General features: G+C 67.4%; 3 protein-coding genes. 1 reads left to right on the top strand and 2 read right to left on the bottom strand.

Going from position 1 to position 3,822, the window contains the following annotated elements; genetic code table 11:
- Window positions 1-60: 60 nt before the first annotated feature.
- Both ACFRQN_RS40130 and ACFRQN_RS40125 read right to left on the bottom strand, forming a co-directional pair.
- Complete coding sequence (locus ACFRQN_RS40130; RefSeq protein ID WP_380745596.1) at window positions 61-1,422, bottom strand: hypothetical protein; 1,362 nt, start codon at window positions 1,420-1,422, stop codon at window positions 61-63.
- Window positions 1,423-1,484: 62 nt separating this feature from the next.
- The gene (locus ACFRQN_RS40125; RefSeq protein ID WP_380745594.1) at window positions 1,485-2,741 is read right to left on the bottom strand and encodes a phosphatidylserine decarboxylase; all 1,257 of its coding nucleotides are present in this window, start codon (window positions 2,739-2,741) and stop codon (window positions 1,485-1,487) included.
- 482 nt (window positions 2,742-3,223) lie between these two features.
- On the opposite strand from ACFRQN_RS40125, the gene ACFRQN_RS40120 reads away from it, so the two are divergent.
- On the top strand, window positions 3,224-3,822 hold a 599-nt coding region (locus tag ACFRQN_RS40120), incomplete at its 3' end, for a pyridoxamine 5'-phosphate oxidase family protein (RefSeq protein WP_380745592.1).

Genomic DNA, 3,822 nt, shown 5'->3' with positions numbered 1-3,822 from the left:
GGGCGGCACCGCAGTGCCGCCCCGCCGTCCGATCAACTCCCCGGCGCCGTCGCCGGTCCGCTACACGAGCGGTCCCTGCGGGTCGTGCCCGTGGAAGGGGCGCTCGAAGAGCCAGTTGTAGAGCATCTCCCGGCAGGTCTCCGGCTGGTACGCCGGCACCTCGTGACCGGAGTCGGGGATGGACACCTGCGTCAGGTTGCCGCGCTGGCGGACGAAGCCCTTGGGGTCGCCCGGCGGCTGCTGCCAGATCAGACGGGGCGCGCCGTGCCACTCCGGGTCGCGGTCCCGCATGAGCCTGTCGAGGATCTCCTCGGTGCTCCGGAAGCCGCAGGCGGTGTCGAAGTTCCCGGTGTAGAGCAGCACCTTGTAGCGCTTGATGCCCCCGTCGCTCCTGTCGATGAGCGCGCCGTACTTGTCGGACGCGTCCGCCATGTTGTCCTCTACCAGGGCATCGGCCACCGGGCCCGTGTTGTCGTCGCACGTCCACTCGAGCCCGAGCGGCACGTGCAGGGCCTTCCTGACGGGATCGGTGTTCAGGTACGCCTTCAGCGTCTCCCAGGGCAGGCCCTTCCAGCCCCGGGCGTCGTAGATGTCGAAGTTCCCGCCGTAGGCCAGGGTCTTGTCCACCAGGGCGTTGCCGTCCTTGGTGGCCTGGACCATGCTGCCTTCCTTGATCTCGGCCTGGACCTTCGCGTAGTCCCGGAGCAGTTCCTCGCGCTGGCCGAGGCCGATGAACCCGGTGGTGTAGACGTAGTCGATCATGAGGCCCAGCGAGAGCTCGGGGGTGATCCAGCCGTTGCCCACCGCGATCCCGCGCAGGTCGATGTGCTGTCCCGCCTTCCGCCCGTTCTGCTTGTCGATCTCCAGGGCGATCGCCGGCACGTACTTGCCGGCGTAGCTCTCGCCGCAGACGTACAGCGGGCACTTCGCGTACTCGGGGTGCAGCTGGAAGAACTTCTGGAGCGCCTGCCAGAACATGTGGCCGAGTTCGGCCTCGTCCTCGACGTACTCGTCGTGCTTGGGGTCGTCGGAGTGGCTGTACCCGGCGCCCAGGGGCTGGTCCCAGTAGAGGAGGTGCGCCTCCTGGTTCCAGCTGGTGGTGGTCAGCGACACGGTCCCGACGGTGTCCTCGGTGATGGTCAGCGGGCCGTTCTCCAGGAAGAGCCCGATCAGCGAGGAGGCGCCGGGGCCTCCGTTGAGCCAGATCACCAGCGGTGTGGCGCTGATCAGGTCCTGCTGGTCGGCGACGGGCACGTGGGGGCTGCAGGTCTGGCTCTCGAAGAACCAGTAGAAGAGGTTGTTCTTCGCGGTGCCCGTGCCGTCGAGCTGTACGCGCCCCGCGTAGGAGCGGATCCCCAGCTCGAGGCTCTTGGTGTCGAGGAGGTTCGCCGGGATCGACGTGACGAGATCGTCCGGGTCCATGGTTCAGTCCTTCGTTCGGGAGCGGATCAACGGGATCGACGGGATCAGCAGGATCAGCAGGATCACCGGGCGAACGGGATGCCCCGGCGGGACTGCGCGTGGTGGGGGTGGCTGAACAGCCCGTTCGTCCGCTCCGGGTCCTCAAGGGTCCCGATGCGCTGCCCCATGTGCAGCTGCAGGGCCGGGAAGCGGCCGTGCTCGAACAGCAGGATGTTCAGGGAGCCGCCGTACTGGAAGTTCCCGATCTTCTGGCCCTTCGTCACCGGGACGGGCTTCTGGGGGTTCTTGAAGTCCGCTTCGTACTGCACGGAGCCGATCGAGTTGAGGCCGACGGTCACCATCGCCACGTGCGTCTCGTGCTTGCCCCCCCTGGGGTCGGTGAACATCGTCCTGAAGATGAGGTATCCGCGGCGGAAGGTGTCGAACATCTCGTAGTCGAACCCGTAGCCGACGTTCCCCTTGTTGAGGAGCTCGGGGAAGTCCCGCATCCCGTAGTAGATTCCGTGGACGTCGTCGTGGGACTCCACGACCTCACCCGCTACCGGCGCGTGGTACCAGTGGTAGGTGTCGGGCATCAGGATGCACGACACGGCCGTGCCCCCGGGGAGCATCCTGCCGCCCTCCTCCCTGGGGACGAACCTCTTGTAGTAATCGGAACCGGCGAGCAGCTGCTTGACGTTCATGGTGACCGTCTTGACCGGGATCGGCGTCTCCTCGGCCAGGTCGTCGACGATCATGTTGATGACGCAGTCGGTCGGGGCGACCACCACGCTGTTGTCGTCCTGGGCGTCGATCGGCCGCACCTTGTCATCCCGGAGTTCCCGGATGAAGAACTGGTTGAAGGTGGCCCAGGGGCCGTCCTCGAAGTCCGCCATCCTCGTGCCGAGTTCGCTCTCCCAGAGCTTGATGAGCTTCTGCCCGTCCTTCCCCGTGTCATCCATCTGGTCGCCCTGCAGGTTGGTGAAGTCCTTGGTCATCTCCAGGCCGGGACCGCAGGTCACGAAGACCATCCCGTAGTCGTTCTCGTAGGTGAGCCAGCTGAACTTCTCGATGTAGTCCAGGCCGTCGTTGGGCTTCGTCGTGGTCCAGTTGGTGTACCACTCCGCGAAGAACTTCTTCAGATCCTCGATGCCCTTCCCCTGCCAGTCGTAGTACACCTTCTTTCCATCGGGATCGGTCGGGTCGGCCGGACACTTCACCACGTTGGCGATCGTCGCGTCGAACAGGGTCTTGAAGCCCTCGTGATTGGTGCGGTACCAGTCGTCGATCCTGTCGAGGAAATCTTTGAGGGGCTTCGGGTACTCGTCGTTGTCCGGCATGAATCTCCCTTTCGCGTCCGCCGCGGCGGCGTCCCCTTTTCGGATCGCCTCTCCGGTCTCGGCGTCCACGAGTATGGTTGCGCCCCGGCCCGCCGCCGACCGGACACGCATGGGCGTCACCGGTCCGTGAATCCCCTTGCCGGTATGAGGAATTACCCCCACCGGCAACCAGCCGGAAAAGCCGAAACGTTCTTCCGGCCGACTCGACCGGCCCCCGTCAGCCGACCGGCCGAAGCCGCCGGCCACGGCCGCGGGGCGTTCCCGTCCCAACGGCGGACGGCCGGATGGCGCATCGGAACGTCCCGGCGTCCCGCGGTCGCGGCCGGCGGGATCGTTGCTCTGGCGGGGTGATCCGCCACCGCCGTGCGCACGTTGGGGCCCGTCGGGCGCCCGCCGTGCCGTAGGCATGACCCGTGTCCCGGGCCCGCTCCCGTCACCCGCGGAGCCGGGCCCCTCCCCTCCCCCGTCGTGAAGGAGTCGCCATGCCCGCCATGTCCCAGGAACCGGGCACCGTCACAGGGTCGTCGGACGCCGCGGCGTTCGGCAAGAGGACGCAGGTGAGCACCGACCCGAACGACTGGGTCCCCGTCCTCAAGGCGGGCTTCGTCTGCACCGTCGCCCACCTCGAGATCAGCACCCCGGGCGACCGGTTGACGATCAGGCCGAGGTGCGTCCCCATGGTCTACGCCTACCACGAGGAAGGCGGCCGGAGGCTCCTCTACCTGCACGGGTCCATCTACTACCCGACCGGGATCCCGGTCTCGCTGAAGCACCTGTGGAGCGAGGACGGCGTGTCCGTCTCCCTGGCCGTCACCCTCGTCGACGGCCTCGTCGTCGGACGCGCGGCCATCAGCACCTCGCTCAACTACCGCTCCGTCGTCGTCAACGGCGTCGCCAGGAAGGTCGACCCCTCCGGGCGTGCGAAGGCCTTCGAAGCGCTCAGCGACCAGATCATCCCCGGTCGATGGGGGGGGCGGGGCCCCCACCACCCACAAGAACAAGAAAACGGCCGGGCCCACAAACCCCCCCCCCCGGGGCCCAACCGCCCCCGGCCCCCCCAACCCCCCCAACGGTGTGGCGG

This window comes from Kitasatospora sp. NPDC056800, from assembly GCF_042789775.1.
Classification (GTDB): Bacteria; Actinomycetota; Actinomycetes; order Streptomycetales; family Streptomycetaceae; genus Kitasatospora.
This window is presented reverse-complemented; position numbering and strand designations above follow the sequence as displayed.

What these genes read in the sequence shown, in the direction of transcription:
- ACFRQN_RS40130 (WP_380745596.1), bottom strand. Translation starts at nt 1,422, where the DNA reads ATGGACCCGGACGATCTCGTCACGTCGATCCCGGCGAACCTCCTCGAC.
- ACFRQN_RS40125 (WP_380745594.1), bottom strand. Translation starts at nt 2,741, where the DNA reads ATGCCGGACAACGACGAGTACCCGAAGCCCCTCAAAGATTTCCTCGAC.